The organism is Streptomyces sp. VTCC 41912 (assembly GCF_045799175.1).
Taxonomy (GTDB): Bacteria; Actinomycetota; Actinomycetes; order Streptomycetales; family Streptomycetaceae; genus Streptomyces; species Streptomyces albulus_C.
This window is the reverse complement of sequence record NZ_JBJMAB010000006.1, coordinates 141,853-159,635: the sequence shown is the minus strand read 5'-3', so window position 1 is coordinate 159,635 and position 17,783 is coordinate 141,853. Positions and strand designations below refer to the sequence as shown.

The window sequence follows — 17,783 nt, the reverse complement described above, 5'->3', positions numbered from 1 at the left end:
CGATGAGCCAGGCGGCGCAGAACCTGAACTGGTTGATCACCAACTTCGTGGAGAACACCCCCGGGGTGTCCCACACGGTGGTGGTCTCCGCGGACGGACTGCTCCTCGCGATGTCCGAGGGCTTCCCCCGCGACCGTGCCGATCAGCTGGCGGCGGTGGCCTCCGGCCTGACGTCGCTGACCTCCGGCGCGTCCCGCATCTTCGAGGGCGGGACGGTCAACCAGACCGTGGTGGAGATGGAGCGCGGCTTCCTCTTCATCATGTCCGTCTCCGACGGATCCTCGCTGGCCGTACTGGCGCACCCCGAGTGCGACATCGGCCTCGTCGGCTACGAGATGGCCCTCCTGGTCGACCGCGCGGGCACGGTGCTGACGCCCGACCTGCGCGCCGAGCTCCAGGGCAGTCTGCTGAACTGAGTGCCCGCGGCGTCCGCAGCGCCGCACCGCAGCCGGTGACCCCTCATCCATCCACGCCGTACCCCCCACCGGCCCAACCCGACGACAGTCAGTTGTCCCGTCCGGAGGACCCATGACCCCGCCACCCGCCACTTCCGGCCCGTACGGCGCCTACAGCTCAGCGCCGTACGGGAGCGAAGGTGACCAACCGCTGGTGCGCCCCTACGCCATGACCGGAGGCCGGACCCGGCCGCGCTACCAGCTCGCCATCGAGGCGCTGGTCAGCACGACGGCCGACCCGTCCCAGCTGCCCGGCCTGCTGCCCGAGCACCAGCGGATCTGCCACCTGTGCCGCGAGGTGAAGTCGGTCGCGGAGGTCTCCGCGCTGCTGCACATCCCACTCGGCGTGGCACGGATCCTGGTGGCGGACCTGGCGGAAGCCGGGATGGTGGCCATCCACCAGCCGGGCGGCAGCGGCGAGGCCGGCGGCACGCCGGACGTGACCCTGCTGGAGAGGGTGCTCAGTGGACTTCGCAAGCTCTGACGCCGGGCCCGACCAGGGCCAGGCCCGCTCCACCACGTCGGCGAAGATCGTGGTGGCGGGCGGCTTCGGCGTGGGCAAGACGACGTTCGTCGGCGCCGTCTCGGAGATCAACCCGCTGCGCACCGAGGCCGTGATGACCTCCGCGTCGGCGGGGATCGACGACCTGAGCCACGTCCAGGACAAGACGACCACGACCGTGGCGATGGACTTCGGCCGGATCACCCTCGACGAGGACCTGATCCTGTACCTCTTCGGTACGCCGGGCCAGGACCGCTTCTGGTTCATGTGGGACGACCTGGTCCGCGGCGCCATCGGCGCCGTCGTCCTGGTCGACACCCGCCGCCTCGCCGACTGCTTCCCCGCCGTCGACTACTTCGAGAACAGCGGCCTGCCGTTCGTCATCGCCCTCAACGGCTTCGACGGCCACCAGGTCCACACCCCGGACGAGGTCCGCGAGGCCCTCCAGATCGGCCCGGCGACGCCGATCATCACCACCGACGCGCGGCACCGCGGCGAGGCGAAGAGCGCGCTCATCACGCTCGTCGAGCACGCGCTGATGGCCCGGTTGCGCTAACGCCCGCCGGACGGCCCGCACGCCGTCCGGTGCGGGCCGTGCGGCAGGCGTCGACGGGGGTTCCTGACGCCTGCCCGCGGCCGGTTCCCGCTCTCGGGGAACGTGATCTGTGTCCTTCGACACGCCTGTTCGAGCCTTCATAACGTTTCGACAGTGAATCGGGTCGACTTCGACACCGCACGCGCATGTGCGGCTTCGCTGCGCTCACATTTCTCCCGCCATTTGGCGCGCCTCGCCCTTAACGCCCCTTTTATCTGGCGCTCTTGGAGGGCCCCTCCGCCTCTGCCCGGTGTTTGGAACGCACAGCCCTGACGTGCTGAAATTCGCTGAACTCCGGAGTAGTAACGCCCAGAAGAAACGGCACTGCACGACCGTGCCGTCGCCGAGAGGTTGTTGGTCGAGTGAGGCGAAGCACGACGAGCCCCGAGCCGCAGGAACCGCGGCGGGGCAACTTCACGCCGCCACCCCGCGAGGGTGGCGCTCCGGCTTCCGACGCGCCCGAGAACCCGGCCGCGAAGCCCCCGGTCAGCGGCGGCAAGTACGCGCCCCGCAACTGGCGGGTGGCCACCCGGCTCAACGCCATCCTGCTGATCCCCGTCCTCGTCGGCCTGCTCTTCGGCGGCCTGCGGGTCAACAACTCGTTCGCCACCTGGCAGGACGCCCAGGACGCGGAGAACACCGCCAAGCTCGTTCGCGCCGCGCTTTCCTACAGCAACGCCCTGATCGACGAGCGGGACCGCACCGCCGCCCCGCTGCTGAAGGGCCACAAGGACGACCCGGCGGTCCAGGAGGCGCGGGACACCACCGACGCCGCCGGTCGGTCCTTCCAGGCAGCCGCCAAGAACATGCCGGACAAGCCGGGCCTGAAGCGCCGGCTCGCGCTGTTCGAGAAGACCGAGCCCAAGCTGGCGCAGCTGCGGCAGGTCGCCTTCACCGCGAAGCTCCCCGGCGTGCAGACCGAAGAGGGCTACGTCGAGATCCAGCACCCGCTGATGGAGTTCGCCAACGAACTCGGCCTCGGCACCGGCAACATCACCTCCTACGGGCGCACCGTCTACGCCGTCGCATTGGCGAAGGCCGCCGAGTCGCTGGAGCGCGCGATCGGCACCCACCTCCTGGTCGACCCGGCGTCCCCGCAGGGCGGCAAGGAGCACAAGCTCCAGCTGACCGCGTTCGCGTCGTACCGCTATCTGGAGGGCATCGCCATCGGCGAGTACACCTCCGGCGGCACCCCCGAGGACGTGGCACGGCTGAAGTCGGACGCCGCCAAGCTCCAGCAGTCCGCACAGCAGCAGGTGGCCCGCGCGAAGTCGCAGGCGGAGGCGGCCGGCCAGACCTTCCACGCCCCGCCGTCGATGGACCAGATGTCCACCCTGATCGCCTCCGGCGCGGCACCGGACGAACTGGCCCTCAAGGGCGTCACGCCGGACGCGTACTTCCAGGCCGCCACCGGCAAGTTCGACATGTACCGGTCCATCGAGAACGACCTCGCGGACAAGGCGGTCAACGAGGCCGCGCAGATCTCCTCGGACGCCAAGCAGTCCACCTTCATCGACTCCGGCATCGTGCTGGCCGCGCTCGCCGTCGCGTTCGTGGTGGCCGGGCTGATGGCCCGCCGGATGAGCCGCAACATGCGGGAGCTGCGCAACGCGGCGTTCGGCGTCGCCGAACAGCGGCTGCCGATGCTGGTCGACCAGCTCTCCCGCACCGACCCGGGCCGCGTCGACACCCGGGTGGTGCCGATCCCGATCGCCACCACGGACGAGATCGGCGAGGTGGCCCGCGCCTTCGACCAGGTGCACCGCGAGGCGGTCCGGCTCGCCGCCGAGCAGGCGCTGCTGCGGGGCAACGTCAACGCGATCTTCACCAACCTCTCCAGCCGCAACCAGGGCCTGATCGAGCGCCAGTTGGAGCTCATCACCCACCTGGAGAACAACGAGGCCGACCCGGACCAGCTGGAGAACCTCTTCCGGCTCGACCACCTCGCCACGCGCATGCGGCGCAACGGCGAGAACCTCCTGATCCTCGCGGGCGAGGAGCCCGGCCGCCGCTGGAACCAGCCGGTGCCGCTGATCGACGTGTTGCGGGCGGCCACCTCCGAGGTCGAGTCGTACGAGCGAATAGAGCTCAGCGGCGTCCCGGAGAGCGAGATCCACGGCACCGCCGTGACCGACCTCATCCACCTGCTGTCGGAGCTGTTGGAGAACGCCACCACCTTCTCCTCGCCGCAGACCAAGGTGAAGGTGGCCGCGACCCGGCTGCCGGACGGCCGGATCATGATCGAGATCCACGACAAGGGCATCGGGCTGACCCCCGAGGACTTCGCGGACATCAACCACAAGCTGGCCAACCCGCCGAGCGTGGACGCCGCGATCTCCCAGCGCATGGGCCTGTTCGTGGTCGGCCGGCTGGCCGACCGGCACGGGATCCGGGTCCAGCTGCGCCCCTCGGGCGAGCAGGCCGGCACCACGTCGCTGGTCATGCTGCCGGAGGCGATCACGCACGGCGGTGGCGGCGACGAGCAGGTCGACGACACCTTCACCGTCTCCCGGATCGTCCCCGAGCACCGGGAGAACGCCTACGAGGGCGACCACCGCACCGCCGCCGAACTGGGCTTCGACGACGGGCTCCACGGGCACCCCGGGACCCCGTCCGAGAGGGACCCGATGGGCCGCTCGCTGCTGCGCGAGGAGCGCCGGGCGGCGCTGGAGTCCCAGACGACCGGGCAGCCCGCCTCGGAGCCGGTGGACCACCGCCCGCTGTTCCGCGACGAACTCCCCGTCGACGGCCCGCAGGACCCCTTCGCGCCGTACCAGCAGCAGCCTCCCGCCGCGTATGCGGAGCCCGGTCGGCCGCTCTACGACGACCGCTCCTACGGCGCCGAGGCGTTCGGCGATCCGAGCACCGCAGAGACCACCGGCCAGTACCCCTACGCCCCCGAAGACACCGGCCAGTACCCCTACGGCCCCGAAGACACCGGTCAGTACCCCTACGCCCCGGAAGACACCGGCCAGCTCGGCGGCTGGGGCGAACCCCCGGCGTTCGACGGCCACTTCGGAACCGAAGCGGAATCTGACCGGAATGCAACTGCCGCTCCCGCTGATGCGTCTGAGCGCGTAACATTCGACCGTCCCGGCCCCACCGCGAGCGTGATCCACTCGCTGACCGACGCCGGTCTTCCGCGCCGCGGAGCCGACTCGCCGCACGGTCAGCAGGAATCCGCACCGGAGGCCGGCCAGGACGAGGGCTCCACCTGGCGCAGCGAGAACGACGAACGCTGGCAGCGGGCGGGGCGACTGCGCCAGCCGACGGCGGGCGGGGTCACCGCTTCCGGCCTCCCCCGGCGGGTGCCCAAGGCCAACTTGGTCGAAGGCACCGCGGAGCAGAGTACGCAGGGCGGCCCCCAGGTCTCCCGCGCTCCGGAGGATGTCCGCGGCAGGCTGAGCAATCTGCGCCGCGGTGTCCAGCAGGGGCGCAGCGCCGGTACCGGCACGGACCCCTCCTCGGGGGTCCCCCAGAATGACCAACAGGGCTTCGGCCCCGGCAGCACCTACGATCAGGAGCGTTAGTGTGAGCCCGATGAGCCAGGCGGCGCAGAATCTGAACTGGTTGATCACCAACTTCGTGGAGAACACCCCCGGGGTGTCCCACACGGTTGTGGTCTCCGCGGACGGTCTCCTCCTCGCGATGTCCGAGGGCTTCCCTCGTGACAGAGCCGATCAGCTGGCGGCGGTGGCCTCCGGCCTGACGTCGCTGACCTCCGGCGCGTCCCGCATCTTCGAGGGCGGGACGGTCAACCAGACCGTGGTGGAGATGGAGCGCGGCTTCCTCTTCATCATGTCCGTCTCCGACGGATCCTCGCTGGCCGTACTGGCGCACCCCGAGTGCGACATCGGCCTCGTCGGCTACGAGATGGCCCTCCTGGTCGACCGCGCGGGCAGCGTCCTGACGCCCGACCTGCGCGCAGAACTGCAGGGGAGCCTTCTCAACTAGCAGACAGGCAGTGCGTTTCCCGCCACCGCACCATAGGGTTCGGTGGCGCGACCGGCGTCAGATAGGCAAGTTGGAGGAGGAGACGTGGCAACGCCCCCGAGCGGCTACCCGTATGGATCCGGACAGCAGTCCGGGCCCCAGGGCGAGACCCATCACAACCGCTTCAACTTCCCGTCTGCGCCCAGCCGCAGGCCGCAGCGGCCCCAACCGCCGCAGCCGCCGCAGCACCCCGCTCAGCAGCAGGGCCCGTACCGTTCCCAGCCTTACGGGCCCCGGCCGACCGAGCCCTCGCCGTACGACCAGCCGCAGCCGCCGCGCATCCAGCCGGTGCAGCCGCCGCGGCCGGCGCCCGAGCCCGCCCCCACCGGCGGGATGAACAACCCCCTCGTGCGCCCGTACGCGATGACCGGAGGCCGGACCCGGCCGCGCTACCAGCTCGCCATCGAGGCGCTGGTCAGCACGACCGCCGATCCCGCGAAGCTGCAGGGCCAGCTGCCGGAGCACCAGCGCATCTGCCACCTCTGCCGCGAGATCAAATCAGTGGCCGAGATCTCGGCCCTCCTCTCCATCCCCCTCGGCGTCGCCCGGATCCTCGTCGCCGACCTGGCGGAGGCCGGACTCGTCGCCATCCATCAGCCCGGCGGGGACGAGACCGCCGGCGGACAGCCAGATGTGACACTGCTCGAAAGGGTGCTCAGTGGACTTCGCAAGCTCTAGCGGTGCAGCCCGCTCCACCACCTCGGCGAAGATCGTGGTGGCGGGCGGCTTCGGCGTGGGCAAGACCACGTTCGTCGGGGCCGTCTCAGAGATCAACCCGCTGCGCACCGAAGCCGTGATGACCTCCGCGTCGGCGGGCATCGACGACCTCACGCACGCACCGGACAAGACGACCACGACCGTGGCGATGGACTTCGGCCGGATCACCCTGGACCAGGACCTGATCCTGTACCTCTTCGGTACGCCGGGCCAGGACCGCTTCTGGTTCATGTGGGACGACCTGGTCCGCGGCGCCATCGGCGCCGTCGTCCTGGTCGACACCCGCCGCCTCGCCGACTGCTTCCCCGCCGTCGACTACTTCGAGAACAGCGGCCTGCCGTTCGTCATCGCCCTCAACGGCTTCGACGGCCACCAGCCCTACACCCCGGACGAGGTCCGGGAGGCGCTGCAGATCGGCCCCGACGCGCCGATCATCATCACCGACGCCCGGCACCGCAACGAGGCCAAGAGCGCGCTCATCACGCTCGTGGAGCACGCGTTGATGGCCCGGCTGCGCTAGCGCCGGGCGTTCGGCGCTCCCGCCGGACCCTGCGAAAGGCCCCCGCACACCTGCCAGGTGCGGGGGCCTTCGGCGTGTCCGGGGGCCGGCGGGTCAGCGCAGGGTGGTGCCGACGGCCGTGAGGAGCAGGGCGAGGGAGACCGCGCCGGCGTCCGGGTGGCCGTGGCCGAGGGTTCCCATGCGGGCCGCGCGACCGCGGGCGGGGGTGAGGTGGGCGGAGTCCGCGGCGCCCCGGGTGGCGGCCTCCGCGGCGGCCTGCCACGCCTTGGCCAGTCCCTCCGCGGCACGGGCGCGCAGTTCCCGCCGGAACGGGTCGAGGGCGTCCAGCATGGTCTTCTCCCCCACCTGGGCGCCGCCGAGTTCGCCGACGGCCCGTTGGGCGGCGTCCACCGCGTCCGCGAGCAGCTCCGCGCCGGCGGCGTCCCCGGAGGCCCGGGTGAGGGCGGCGCCGGTCTCGGCGAGCAGCACGCCGTACAGCGCCCCGGACGCGCCGCCGGAGGCGTCGGCCAGGGCCAGTCCCGCGGCGAGCAGGGCGGCGCCGGCCGACCGCGGGTCACCGGCCGGTCCCGGCTCGGCGTTGCGGGCCGCCGCGGCGGCGGCGCGCAGCCCCCGCACGATGCCGATGCCGTGGTCCCCGTCCCCGGCGACCGCGTCCAGCCGCCCCAACTCGTCCTCGTTGGCGGCGACCAGTTCCAGGGCGGCGTGCAGCGCCAGCGTCACGGGCAGCCCGCCGCCGGGGGCGACGCCGTCCCGAAGGGAGCCGGGGTGTCCGGTCGTGGCGGCAGCCGGCTGCGGCTCGCCCGCTCCCGCCGTCCGCTCGTCGTCGCCCTCCCCGGGCGTCTGCGGCAGGCGGCGGAAGGCCGGGGTGTCGCACGGGGCGTCGTAGAGCTCGGCGAGTTCGTCGTCGAGGAGCATCAGCGACAGCGAGACGCCCGCCATGTCGAAGGAGGTGACGAACTCGCCGACTTCGGGGCGGAACGGGTGCAGCCCGGCCGCCCGCAGCCGGCGGTTGACCTGCCGGTAGACCACGAAGAGTTCCTCGTACTTGGTGCGGCCGAGGCCGTTGAGGAGGACCGCGACCCGGCCGCGGCCGCCGGCCGGGGGCTCGGGCAGTTCCGGGAGCAGGTTGCCGACGAGTTCGTCGGCGAGTTCGGCGGCGGTCAGGTGGCGGGTGGTGCGCAGGCCCGGTTCGCCGTGGATGCCCATGCCGAGTTCGGTGGTGCCGGCGTTGACGGTGAACAGCGGCTCGGCCGCGCCCGGGAGCGTGCAGCCGGCGAAGGCGGCGCCGAAGGTGCGGGTCAGGGCGTTGGCGCGGGCGGCGATGCGGGTGACCGCGTCCAGGTCGTCGCCGCGTTCGGCGGCCGCGCCGGCGACCTTGAAGACGAAGAAGTCGCCTGCCACGCCGCGTCGGTCGCGGGACGGGTCGATCGGCTGGCCCTCGACCGGCGGGGGCCCGCTGGCCACGTCGTCGGTGACCAGTACGGTGCGGGTCGCGGTGCCCTCGGCGGCGAGCCGGCGGGCGGCCAGGCCGAAGTGCATGACGTCGCCGGCGTAGTTGCCGCAACTGAGCAGGACGCCGGCGCCGCCGTCCGCGGCCCGGGCGGTGCGGTAGACCTGCTCGGCGCTGGGGCTGGCGAAGACGTCGCCGATCGCGGCGGCGTCGGCCAGGCCGGGGCCGACGAGGCCGGCGAAGGCGGGGTAGTGGCCGGAGCCGCCGCCGATGACGAGTGCGACCTTGCCGGGGCGGGGCGCGTGCCGGCCGACCACGCCGTAGGCGTCCGGGACTCGGCGCACCGTGCGCGCGTAGGCGTCGGCGAGTCCTTCCAGCCAGTCCTCGCGGAAGGTCTCGGGGTGGTGTCCGAGGCCGGCGTGTTCGGTGGTCATCAGGCACACTCCTTTGTTTCTGTCCCTGTTGGATTTAACACCCAGATCACAGATACGTCACCCCTGGCAGCCATATAAGCCCGTAACTATGTGAGAAGTGCCGCCAAGAAACCCTTGCATCACACCTTGCATGTGAAGTTCACAGGATTCATGCTGCTCCCATCACACCCGCCCCACCCGCAACCGCCGGAGGCGCGCCATGGCACCCCCCACTCTCCTCGACCGGATCGGCATCCCCAAGGCACTGGTCTTCGGCTATCTCGGCGTGTTGCTGTTCATGGTCGGCGACGGGGTGGAGTCCGGCTTCATCGCTCCGTTCATGGCCGACCACGGCGCCGGCACCGAGGTCCGCGCCTCGTACGTGATCACCGCCTACGGCGTCACGGTGATGCTGGCCTCCTGGCTCTCCGGCGCCCTCTCCGACCTGTGGGGCCCGCGCCGGGTGATGCAACTGGGCCTGGCCGTCTGGATCGTCTTCGACGTCCTCTACCTCACCCTCGCGCTCGGCCCCCAGAACTACCCGCTGATGCTGCTCTTCTACGGCCTGCGCGGCTTCGGCTACCCGCTCTTCGCGTTCGGCTTCCTGGTCTGGATCACCGCCACCGCGCCCGCGGCCCGGATGGGCACCGCGGTGGGCTGGTTCTACGTCGCCTTCACCGGCGGGCTGCCGACGCTCGGTTCGCTCGTCGCCGGCGCCACCAACCCCTGGTTCGGCGCCATGGGCACCCTCTGGATCGCGCTCGGCATCATCGCGCTGGGCGGCGTCTGCTGCCTGCTCGGCGTCCGCGAGCGCACCGGCTTCGCGCGGCTCGCCCCGCCCGGCGTCAACCCCGTCCAATCCCTGCTCTCCAGCCTCTCCATCGCCTGGACCCACCCCAAGGTCGCCGTCGGTTGCGTCGTCCGCATCATCAACACCGCACCGGAGTTCGGCTTCCTGGTGTTCCTGCCCACGTTCTTCGGCAAGGAACTGGGTTTCGGCGAGGGCCGCTGGCTGACGCTGCTCGCCGTCATCTACGGCACCAACGTCTTCTGCAACCTGCTCTTCGGCGTCATCGGCGACAAGATCGGCTGGCGTCGCACGATCGCCACCTTCGGCGGTCTGGGCTGCGCGGTGACCACCCTCGCCCTGTACTTCGTCCCGCTGGCGGTCGGCCCGCACTACGGGGTCGCCCTGGGCGTCGGCATGCTCTACGGGGTCACCCTCGCCGGCTTCGTCCCCATCTCCGCGCTGGTGCCGGCGCTCGCCCCCGAGAACAAGGGCGGCGCGATGGCCCTGCTCAACCTCGGTGCCGGCGGGGCGGCGTTCGTCGGGCCCGCCATCGTCAGCGTGTTCCTGGACCCGCTGGGCCCCGCCGGCGTCGTCCTCATCTTCGCCGGGCTGTACGTCGTGGCGGCGGTGCTGACGCTGTACCTGAAGCCGGCGGAGGTGCGGGGGCCGGAGGCACCCGAGGCGGCCTCCCCCGTTGCGGTGGCGCGGAGTTGAGGGTTCCGCCGGTCCGGCGGCGGCCCCTCACGCACGCGACGGCCCCCACACCGGAAGTGTGGGGGCCGTCGCCTGGTGCGCTAGTGCCGGCGCTGCGTCACCGCTGCCAGCTGGTGGCGCCGTGGAAGCCCAGCTGCCGCTCCAGGCGGCGCCAGCGGGCGGCCGTGGGGCGCGGGCCGGTCGAGCCGGTCGTCGGCCGGTGCGCGGCGCGGGCCAGCAGGACGGCGGTCAGAGCGGCGAGCTCCTCCTCGCTGGCCTGGCCCTTCTCGACGCGGATGGGAGCGGCGGTGACGGCACTGGCAGGGTTCACTGCGGTCTCGATTCTCCGTGGAGGTGAGAGGGGAAGGACGGTCGGGGCGGGGACTACTGCGGCGGGTTGCCGTGCTTGCGGGCCGGCAGGTCCGCGTGCTTGGTGCGCAGCATCTCCAGGGCGCGGATGAGCGTGTGGCGGGTGTCCGACGGGTCGATGACGTCGTCGACCAGGCCGCGCTCGGCCGCGTAGTAGGGGTGCATGAGCTCGGACTTGTACTCCTTGACCATGCGGGTGCGCATGGCCTCGGAGTCGTCCGCCTCGGCGATCTGCTTGCGGAAGATGACGTTGGCAGCGCCCTCGGCGCCCATCACCGCGATCTCGTTGGTGGGCCAGGCGTAGGTCAGGTCCGCGCCGATGGACTGGGAGTCCATGACGATGTACGCGCCGCCGTACGCCTTGCGCAGGACGATGGAGATCCGCGGGACGGTGGCGTTGCAGTACGCGTAGAGCAGCTTGGCGCCGTGCCGGATGATGCCGCCGTGCTCCTGGTCGACGCCGGGCAGGAAGCCGGGGACGTCCAGGAGCGTGACGATCGGGATGTTGAACGCGTCGCACATCTGGACGAAGCGGGCGGCCTTCTCGGACGCCTCGATGTCCAGGACGCCGGCCAGCGACTGCGGCTGGTTGGCGATGATGCCGACCACCCGGCCGTCGAAGCGGGTCAGCGCGCAGATGATGTTGGTGGCCCAGCGCTCGTGGACCTCCAGGTACTCGCCGTCGTCGACGATCTCCTCGATGACCTTGCGCATGTCGTACGGCCGGTTGCCGTCCGCCGGGACGAGGTCGAGCAGGGTCTCGCAGCTGCGGTCGGCGGGGTCCTCGCTTGCCACCGCCGGCGGATTCTCCCGGTTGTTGGCCGGCAGCAGCGACAGCAGGTAGCGGACCTCTTCGAGGCAGGTGACCTCGTCGTCGTAGGCGAAGTGCGCCACCCCGGAGGTCTCGGCGTGCACGTCGGCACCGCCCAGACCGTTCTGGGTGATCTCCTCACCGGTGACCGCGCGGACCACGTCCGGGCCGGTGATGAACATCTGCGAGGTGTCCCGGACCATGAACACGAAGTCCGTCAGCGCCGGCGAGTAGGCCGCGCCACCGGCGCACGGGCCGAGCATGACGCTTATCTGCGGGATGACGCCCGACGCCTTGGTGTTGCGCTGGAAGATGCCGCCGTAACCGGCGAGCGCGGACACGCCCTCCTGGATGCGGGCCCCGGCGCCGTCGTTCAACGAGACCAACGGGGCACCGGCCTGGATGGCCATGTCCATGATCTTGTGGATCTTGGTGGCGTGCGCCTCGCCCAGCGCGCCGCCGAAGATCCGGAAGTCGTGCGCGTAGACGAAGACGGTCCGGCCGTGGACCGTGCCCCAACCGGTGATCACACCGTCCGTGTACGGCTTCTTGGCCTCCAGGCCGAAACCGGTGGCACGGTGCCGGCGCAGCGGCTCGACCTCGTTGAAGGAACCCTCGTCCAGCAGCAGGTCGATCCGCTCGCGGGCGGTGAGCTTGCCCTTGGCACGCTGCGCCTCGGTGGCTCGCTCGCTGGGGCCTCGCCGCACCTGCTCACGGATCGCGTGCAGTTCGGCGACGCGCCCGCGGGCATCGTTGGCGCCGGCGGGCACATCTTCGACAGTGGTCATGTATCGACGGTACGTGGGCGAGGGCCCGCACACCGATGTCGGTTTCGTACAACGTCGAGCGCGATTTCGTGGGCAGGCAGTACAGAACCGCGCTGCACGCGGCCCGACTACTGGGCCGTGGCGGGGTGGACGCGGTGTCCAGCGTCTGTGCGGTGCCGACAAACGCCACCCGGGTGATGGTGTGTCGTTCGATGGTTTGCGGCGGGCCGGGCCGGTCAGCGCAGCAGCACGGTGCAGGTCAGGGTGGCGCAGCCGGTGCCGGGGTCCAGCCGCAGGTGGAGGGCGTCGTCGGCGGCCAGGACGGTGATGTCCGGGTCGTGGTGCAGGACCGCGCGGACCGGCCGGGACCAGATGAGTTCCAGGGGGTCGCCGGTGCGGGTGGGGGCCGCGGCGCACACGGTTGCGGTCCGGTCGTGCCGGCCGGGGGTGCGCCGTTCGCGGACCAGGACGCTGGCCGGGCCGTCGGCGGTGAGCGGGCCGGCGGTGCCGGCCCGCCAGAAGTTGGCGGCGGTTACGCCGAGCGGGTCCACGGCGATCGCCTGGCGGTCGGCGTCGTTGGCGAGGACCCTCAGCCAGTGCCGGTCGGCGGCACGGGCGGCGAGGGCACGGCGGGTGGCGCCCGGCATCAGGAGGTAGGCGTGGGCGGCGTCGGTGGGGTCGGTGCCGTGGTCGTGCCAGAGGGTGACGTAGCGGCGGGTGTAGGGGGTGGTGGTGGAGGTGGTGTTGATGTCGGACCAGTGGCCGGTGCGGTCCTCGCGGAGCAGGTGGAGGGCGGCGCCGCCGGGGAAGACGTAGCCGCCGTGGCCGGCGAGGTGGGCCCAGTGGGCGCGCCGGCGGACGGTGCGGCGGCCGGGGGCGGTGGGCTGGGGCGTCCCGTCGACGGTGAGGGTGGCGGTGCCGCGCTCGCCCAGGTTGCGGTTGTCGACGACGGTTTCGACGGGGACGCCGTCGCGGGCGGTGATGCCGGCGCCGAGGCAGACCACGCAGTCGGCGAGAGCGAACCAGGACTTGCGGGCGGTGAGGGTGGAGGCGAGGCCGCGCAGGTCCTGGCCGATGGCGGCGTAGGTGCCGTCGGTGGTGCCGCCGACCCAGCGGGCGGCGGGTTTGGGTTCGCCCCAGCCGCCGCCCTCGTTGTCGGCCAGCCGTCGGGTGGAGACGGTGGTGCCGGGCAGGCGGTAGGGGTCGACGGTGGGCCAGAAGGCGTCGGTGTACTGGTCGCCGGCCCGGCCCGCGGGCCACCAGTAGAGCATTCCGGCGCCGGTGTGCCAGCCGCGCCGGTTCTCGCCGTTGCCGTTCTCGTAGTAGGTGATGCGGTCGGAGGCCATGGCCAGGGCGGCGGTGAAGCCGGGGCGGCGGTGGACGGCGCGGTCCATGGCGGGGAAGAGGCGGTGGCCGACGGGTTCGGGGGCGGCGGGTGCGGGGCCGGCGTCGATGGCGGCGAGGCGGGCGAGGTCGGCGACGGCGTACTGCCGGTCGGTGAGCACCGGCAGGGTGCGGTCGCGGGCGATCCAGCCCTTGATCATGGCGTGCCAGCGGTCGCGTTCGGCGCTGCCGGCGCCCTCGGCGAGCAGCGCGACGGCGGCGATCAGGGCGTGGCCGTGGTAGTGGTCGCTGCGCAGCACGTGGCGTGCGTCGCCGCGGAGGTGGCCGCGGCTGATGGCACGGCCGTTGACGCTGTCCATCATCAGGCCGTCGTGGAGCAGCGGGGCGTAGGCGTGCTCGACGCTGTCGAGGACGATCTGCCGGTGGGGGTCGGTGACCTCCCAGGCGGAGCCGCGCAGCAGGGTGAAGAGGCGGCCGAGGCCGTCGAGCAGGACGGCGCCGTAGGTGCCGGAGTAGGCGACCCAGGTGTGCTGGACGAAGGAGCCGTCGGCGTAGAGGCCGTCGCCCCGGGTGACGTACGGGAAGACCGGGGAGAGGGCGTCCCGGGCCAGGGCGATCTTGGCGGGGGCGCGGCCGAGGACGCCGCGGAGGGCGACGACGCGGCAGAGGTCGACGCGGTTGGCGCCGGTGCTGGTGCCGGTGTACGGGCCGAGGGCGCGGTCGGGGACGAAGTGGTCGACGGCGGCGAGGCAGCGGGCGCGGAGGGCGTCGCCGCTGCCGCCGGGGAGGTGTTCATCGAGGACGGCGAGGGTGTCGAGGAGGAGCTTGGGGCTGCCGATCTGCCATTCCCACCAGTTGCCGTAGGGGGTGGTGGCGGGGTGGTAGACGGTGCGGTCGAGGTGGTCGAGGCCGGTGCGGACGGCGGTGGCGAGGTCCGGGTCGCCGGTGCGGCCGGTCCCGGGCTGGGCGTGCGCGAGGGCCATGGTGGCGAGCCGGTCGTAGCTGCGGGTGATGCCGGAGGGCGGGTCGTAGGGGCTGTCGGGCCACAGCGAGTCGGCGGCGGGGGCCAGGGTGCGCTGGTAGCCGGTGGCCAGGTCGCCGGTCTCGCGGAGGGCGGTGGCGTAGGGGGCGGCGCCCGGGTCGTAGCCGGTGCCGAGGGCGAGGTCGCACCAGCGGCGGCGGAGCGTGGTGAAGGGGTCGTCGGGGGCGGCGCCGACGGTGTGGGGGGCGGCCGCGGCGGGGGCGCGGCCGGCCTGTGCGCCCAGGGCGAGCGCCATGGCGCTCGCGCCGGAGGCGGTGAGGAAGCCCCGGCGCGACCAGGGGGGCGGGGCGGCTGCGGGCGACATGGTCGCTCCTCTCCGTGGCGTCAACTGGGCCGTGGCGCTGCGCACTTGGGAGTTCCCGATGGTCTAGCACGGGGGCGCACGGGGCGGCAATGACCGCGCCGGGGTGCGACCGCGACACCCGTTCGGGGGGACCCCGCCACAGAACGGTTGAAAGTTGAACGAGATGCCGCTACCGTGAATCTCGTTGAACGTTAAACCAAGTCGACGATGGGGTCGGCCGGACACGTTCGACGGCGGGCGGCACGCGCCGCCTGCCTCCTCCCCCCCCCGCTCCGTCCCCGAGGAGAACCCCATGTCGCTGTTCCGCAAGCGCCCCACCGCCCCCGCACCCGCCGCCCCCGCCGCCGTCCTGGACGTGGACCCCGCACTGGCCGCCCTGTCCGGCGACTACACCATCGACCCGGCCCACAGCAGCATCGGCTTCACCGTCCGGCACGCCATGGTCACCAACGTCCGTGGTTCCTTCGGCGAGCACGAGGGCGTACTGAAGCTGGACGGCAGCAACCCGGCCGCGTCCACCGCCCACATCGACGTCAAGATCGCCAGCATCGACACCGGCATCGGCGACCGCGACGGGCACCTCAAGAGCCCCGACTTCTTCGACGCCGAGCAGTTCCCCCTGATGTCCTTCCGCTCCAGCGCCGTCGAGCAACTGGACGCCGAGACCTACCGCATCACCGGCGACCTCACGATCAAGGACGTCACCCGCCCGCTCGCCATCGACCTGGAGTTCAACGGCGCGGCCACCGACGTCTACGGCGCCCAGCGCGTCGGCTTCGAGGGCAACGCCGAGATCCTGCGCTCCGAGTGGGGCCTGACCTGGAACGCGGCGCTGGAGACCGGCGGCGTGATGGTCAGCGACAAGGTCAAGCTGACGTTCGACATCTCGGCGGTGAAGGCGGGCTGAGGGGGTGCGGGTGGTTGGCGGGGATGGGCCTCGGCCGCATTCCGGGCAGGGCCCCTCCCTCTCCCCAACCGGAGGATTCCCCACCCCCCAAGCAGACCAGCAAGCCCCCACCCCCCGGTGGGCCCCCACCCGCGCGGCCAGGCCCCTCCCCCGCCTCCACCGCGCATGCGGCGAAGGTAGCCCTCCGCGCCGTTCCTCGCCGGCGCCTGTGGACAACCGTGGCCCGCGGGCGCGCGACGAGGGGTGCGGTCAGTCCTGGGGCTCGACTCCGGCCCGCAGCAGCCCGTAGGCGTAGGCGTCGTCCAGTGCCTGCCAGGACGCCGCGATGACGTTCTCGGCGACGCCGACCGTGGACCATTCGCCGCGGCCGTCGCTGGTGGAGACCAGGACCCGGGTGATCGAGCCGGTGCCCAGGGCGCCCTCCAGGATGCGGACCTTGTAGTCCACCAGCTCCATCGTGGCGAGTTGCGGGTAGATCCGCTCCAGGGCGACCCGCAGCGCCCGGTCCAGCGCGTTGACCGGGCCGTTGCCCTCGGCGGTGGCCACGATCCGCTCGCCCTTGGCCCAGAGCTTCACGGTCGCCTCGTTGGCGTGGGTGCCGTCCGGGCGGTCCTCGACGATCGCGCGCCAGGACTCGACGGTGAAGTAGCGCAGCTGCTTGCCGCCCGCTTCTTCGCGGAGCAGCAGCTCGAACGAGGCGTCCGCGGCCTCGTAGGTGTAGCCCGCCAGTTCCCGTTCCTTGACCCGCGCGACGACCCGGCCGACCAGTTCGCGGTCGTCGCTCAGGTCGATCCCGAGTTCCTTGCCCTTGAGCTCGATGGAGGCGCGGCCGGCCATGTCGGAGACCAGCATCCGCATGGTGTTGCCGACCAGGGCGGGGTCGATGTGCTGGTAGAGGTCCGGGTCCACCTTGATCGCGGAGGCGTGCAGTCCGGCCTTGTGGGCGAACGCGGAGACCCCGACGTAGGGCTGGTGGGTGGACGGGGTGAGGTTGACGACCTCGGCGATGGCGTGCGAGATGCGGGTGGTCTCGGTGAGCTTGCCGGGCGGCAGCACCTGGCGGCCGTACTTCAGCTCCAGGGCGGCGACGACCGGGAAGAGGTTGGAGTTGCCGACGCGTTCGCCGTAGCCGTTGGCGGTGCACTGGACGTGGGTGGCGCCGGCGTCGACCGCGGCCAGGGTGTTGGCGACGGCGCAGCCGGTGTCGTCCTGGGCGTGGATGCCGAGTCGGGCGCCGGTGTCGGCGAGGACGGTGCGGACGACCGCGCTCACCTGTGCCGGGAGCATCCCGCCGTTGGTGTCGCAGAGCACGACGACGTCGGCGCCGGCGTCGCTGGCGGTGCGCACGACCTGCTTGGCGTAGGCCGGGTCCAGGGCGTAGCCGTCGAAGAAGTGCTCGCAGTCGAGGAAGACCCGGCGGTCGTGGGAGCGCAGGTGCGCGACGGTGTCGCGGACCATGGCGAGGTTCTCTTCGGGCGTGGTGCGCAGCGCCAGTTCGACGTGGCCGAGGTGGGACTTGGCGACGAGGGTGATGACCGGGGCCTGCGAGTCCAGCAGTGCGGCGACCTGGGGGTCGTCCTCGACCCGGACGCCGGCCTTGCGGGTGGCGCCGAAGGCGACCAGTTGGGCGTGTTGGAGGTCGAGTTCGGCGCGGGCGCGTTGGAAGAACTCGGTGTCCCGTGGGTTGGCGCCCGGCCAGCCGCCCTCGATGAAGCCGACGCCGTAGTCGTCCAGGTGCCGGGCGAGGGTCAGCTTGTCGGCGACGGTCAGGTTGATGCCCTCGCGCTGTGCGCCGTCGCGCAGCGTGGTGTCGAAAACGTGGAAGTCGTCGGAGACGGCGGCTTCGGGTGCGTCCGTCATGCTGGTCTGGCTCCTGTCGGGTCTCGGTCTACCGGAATGCCCGGTTCCACCGTCCCTCCATGATCCCTCGCGCTGCGCTCCCGGCGTCGGGTGGGTCCGGGAAACGAAAAGACCCCTCGCGGGTGCGAGAGGTCTGCGCGCGGGTCTGGGACGACGATGGCCGCACCGTACGGGGGTCGTACGGGCGGTCACTGCGGACCGGCGCGCCTGCTGCCAATAATCATGGCGAACGTGAGCACGGGGGCAGTCTG

General features: G+C 72.0%; 14 protein-coding genes. 9 read left to right on the top strand and 5 right to left on the bottom strand.

Going from position 1 to position 17,783, the window contains the following annotated elements; translation table 11 throughout:
* Positions 1 to 2: 2 nt before the first annotated feature.
* The 7 genes from ACJ6WD_RS12010 to ACJ6WD_RS11980 all read left to right on the top strand — a co-directional run bounded on the left by ACJ6WD_RS12010 (position 3) and on the right by ACJ6WD_RS11980 (position 6,782).
* Positions 3 to 416 (top strand): roadblock/LC7 domain-containing protein, encoded by a 414-nt coding sequence (locus ACJ6WD_RS12010; RefSeq protein ID WP_221909680.1) that lies wholly within the window; start codon positions 3 to 5, stop codon positions 414 to 416.
* Between the two features lie 112 nt (positions 417 to 528).
* Positions 529 to 939, top strand: coding sequence for a DUF742 domain-containing protein (locus ACJ6WD_RS12005; protein WP_016576235.1), 411 nt, complete (start codon positions 529 to 531; stop codon positions 937 to 939).
* On the top strand, positions 920 to 1,513 hold the full coding sequence (locus tag ACJ6WD_RS12000) for an ATP/GTP-binding protein (RefSeq protein ID WP_016576236.1): 594 nt from the start codon (positions 920 to 922) through the stop codon (positions 1,511 to 1,513). Before ACJ6WD_RS12005 ends, ACJ6WD_RS12000 begins: the two co-directional genes overlap by 20 nt.
* 401 nt (positions 1,514 to 1,914) lie before the next feature.
* Complete coding sequence (locus tag ACJ6WD_RS11995) at positions 1,915 to 5,082, top strand: nitrate- and nitrite sensing domain-containing protein (RefSeq protein ID WP_407615760.1); 3,168 nt, start codon at positions 1,915 to 1,917, stop codon at positions 5,080 to 5,082.
* 10 nt (positions 5,083 to 5,092) lie between these two features.
* On the top strand, positions 5,093 to 5,506 hold the full coding sequence (locus ACJ6WD_RS11990; protein ID WP_020963651.1) for a roadblock/LC7 domain-containing protein: 414 nt from the start codon (positions 5,093 to 5,095) through the stop codon (positions 5,504 to 5,506).
* 84 nt (positions 5,507 to 5,590) lie between these two features.
* Positions 5,591 to 6,223 (top strand): DUF742 domain-containing protein, encoded by a 633-nt coding sequence (locus ACJ6WD_RS11985; protein WP_038521944.1) that lies wholly within the window; start codon positions 5,591 to 5,593, stop codon positions 6,221 to 6,223.
* Positions 6,204 to 6,782, top strand: a complete 579-nt coding sequence (locus ACJ6WD_RS11980) for an ATP/GTP-binding protein (RefSeq protein WP_044380039.1) — start codon at positions 6,204 to 6,206, stop codon at positions 6,780 to 6,782. The genes ACJ6WD_RS11985 and ACJ6WD_RS11980 overlap by 20 nt, the downstream gene beginning before the upstream one ends.
* A 93-nt stretch (positions 6,783 to 6,875) precedes the next feature.
* Here ACJ6WD_RS11980 and ACJ6WD_RS11975 read toward each other — a convergent pair whose 3' ends face one another.
* Positions 6,876 to 8,666: a dihydroxyacetone kinase family protein gene (locus ACJ6WD_RS11975; protein ID WP_233658481.1), complete on the bottom strand. Its 1,791-nt coding sequence runs from the start codon at positions 8,664 to 8,666 to the stop codon at positions 6,876 to 6,878.
* Between the two features lie 199 nt (positions 8,667 to 8,865).
* Between ACJ6WD_RS11975 and ACJ6WD_RS11970 the strand changes: the two genes are divergently transcribed.
* Positions 8,866 to 10,149, top strand: coding sequence for an MFS transporter (locus ACJ6WD_RS11970; RefSeq protein WP_233658480.1), 1,284 nt, complete (start codon positions 8,866 to 8,868; stop codon positions 10,147 to 10,149).
* Positions 10,150 to 10,246: 97 nt separating this feature from the next.
* Here the strand turns inward: ACJ6WD_RS11970 and ACJ6WD_RS11965 are convergent, their stop codons facing one another.
* From ACJ6WD_RS11965 to ACJ6WD_RS11955, 3 genes are all read right to left on the bottom strand, one after another.
* The gene (locus tag ACJ6WD_RS11965) at positions 10,247 to 10,459 is read right to left on the bottom strand and encodes an acyl-CoA carboxylase epsilon subunit (protein ID WP_016574033.1); all 213 of its coding nucleotides are present in this window, start codon (positions 10,457 to 10,459) and stop codon (positions 10,247 to 10,249) included.
* 53 nt (positions 10,460 to 10,512) lie between these two features.
* A complete protein-coding gene (locus ACJ6WD_RS11960) occupies positions 10,513 to 12,096 on the bottom strand; it encodes an acyl-CoA carboxylase subunit beta (RefSeq protein WP_037682814.1) in 1,584 nt (527 codons plus the stop codon).
* Between the two features lie 215 nt (positions 12,097 to 12,311).
* Positions 12,312 to 14,765 (bottom strand): polysaccharide lyase 8 family protein, encoded by a 2,454-nt coding sequence (locus tag ACJ6WD_RS11955; protein WP_407615759.1) that lies wholly within the window; start codon positions 14,763 to 14,765, stop codon positions 12,312 to 12,314.
* A gap of 292 nt (positions 14,766 to 15,057) precedes the next feature.
* Between ACJ6WD_RS11955 and ACJ6WD_RS11950 the strand changes: the two genes are divergently transcribed.
* On the top strand, positions 15,058 to 15,672 hold the full coding sequence (locus ACJ6WD_RS11950) for a YceI family protein (protein ID WP_376437456.1): 615 nt from the start codon (positions 15,058 to 15,060) through the stop codon (positions 15,670 to 15,672).
* A 249-nt stretch (positions 15,673 to 15,921) separates the two neighbouring features.
* Here ACJ6WD_RS11950 and cimA read toward each other — a convergent pair whose 3' ends face one another.
* Positions 15,922 to 17,532: a citramalate synthase gene (cimA, locus tag ACJ6WD_RS11945; RefSeq protein ID WP_233658477.1), complete on the bottom strand. Its 1,611-nt coding sequence runs from the start codon at positions 17,530 to 17,532 to the stop codon at positions 15,922 to 15,924.
* Positions 17,533 to 17,783 lie beyond the last annotated feature (251 nt).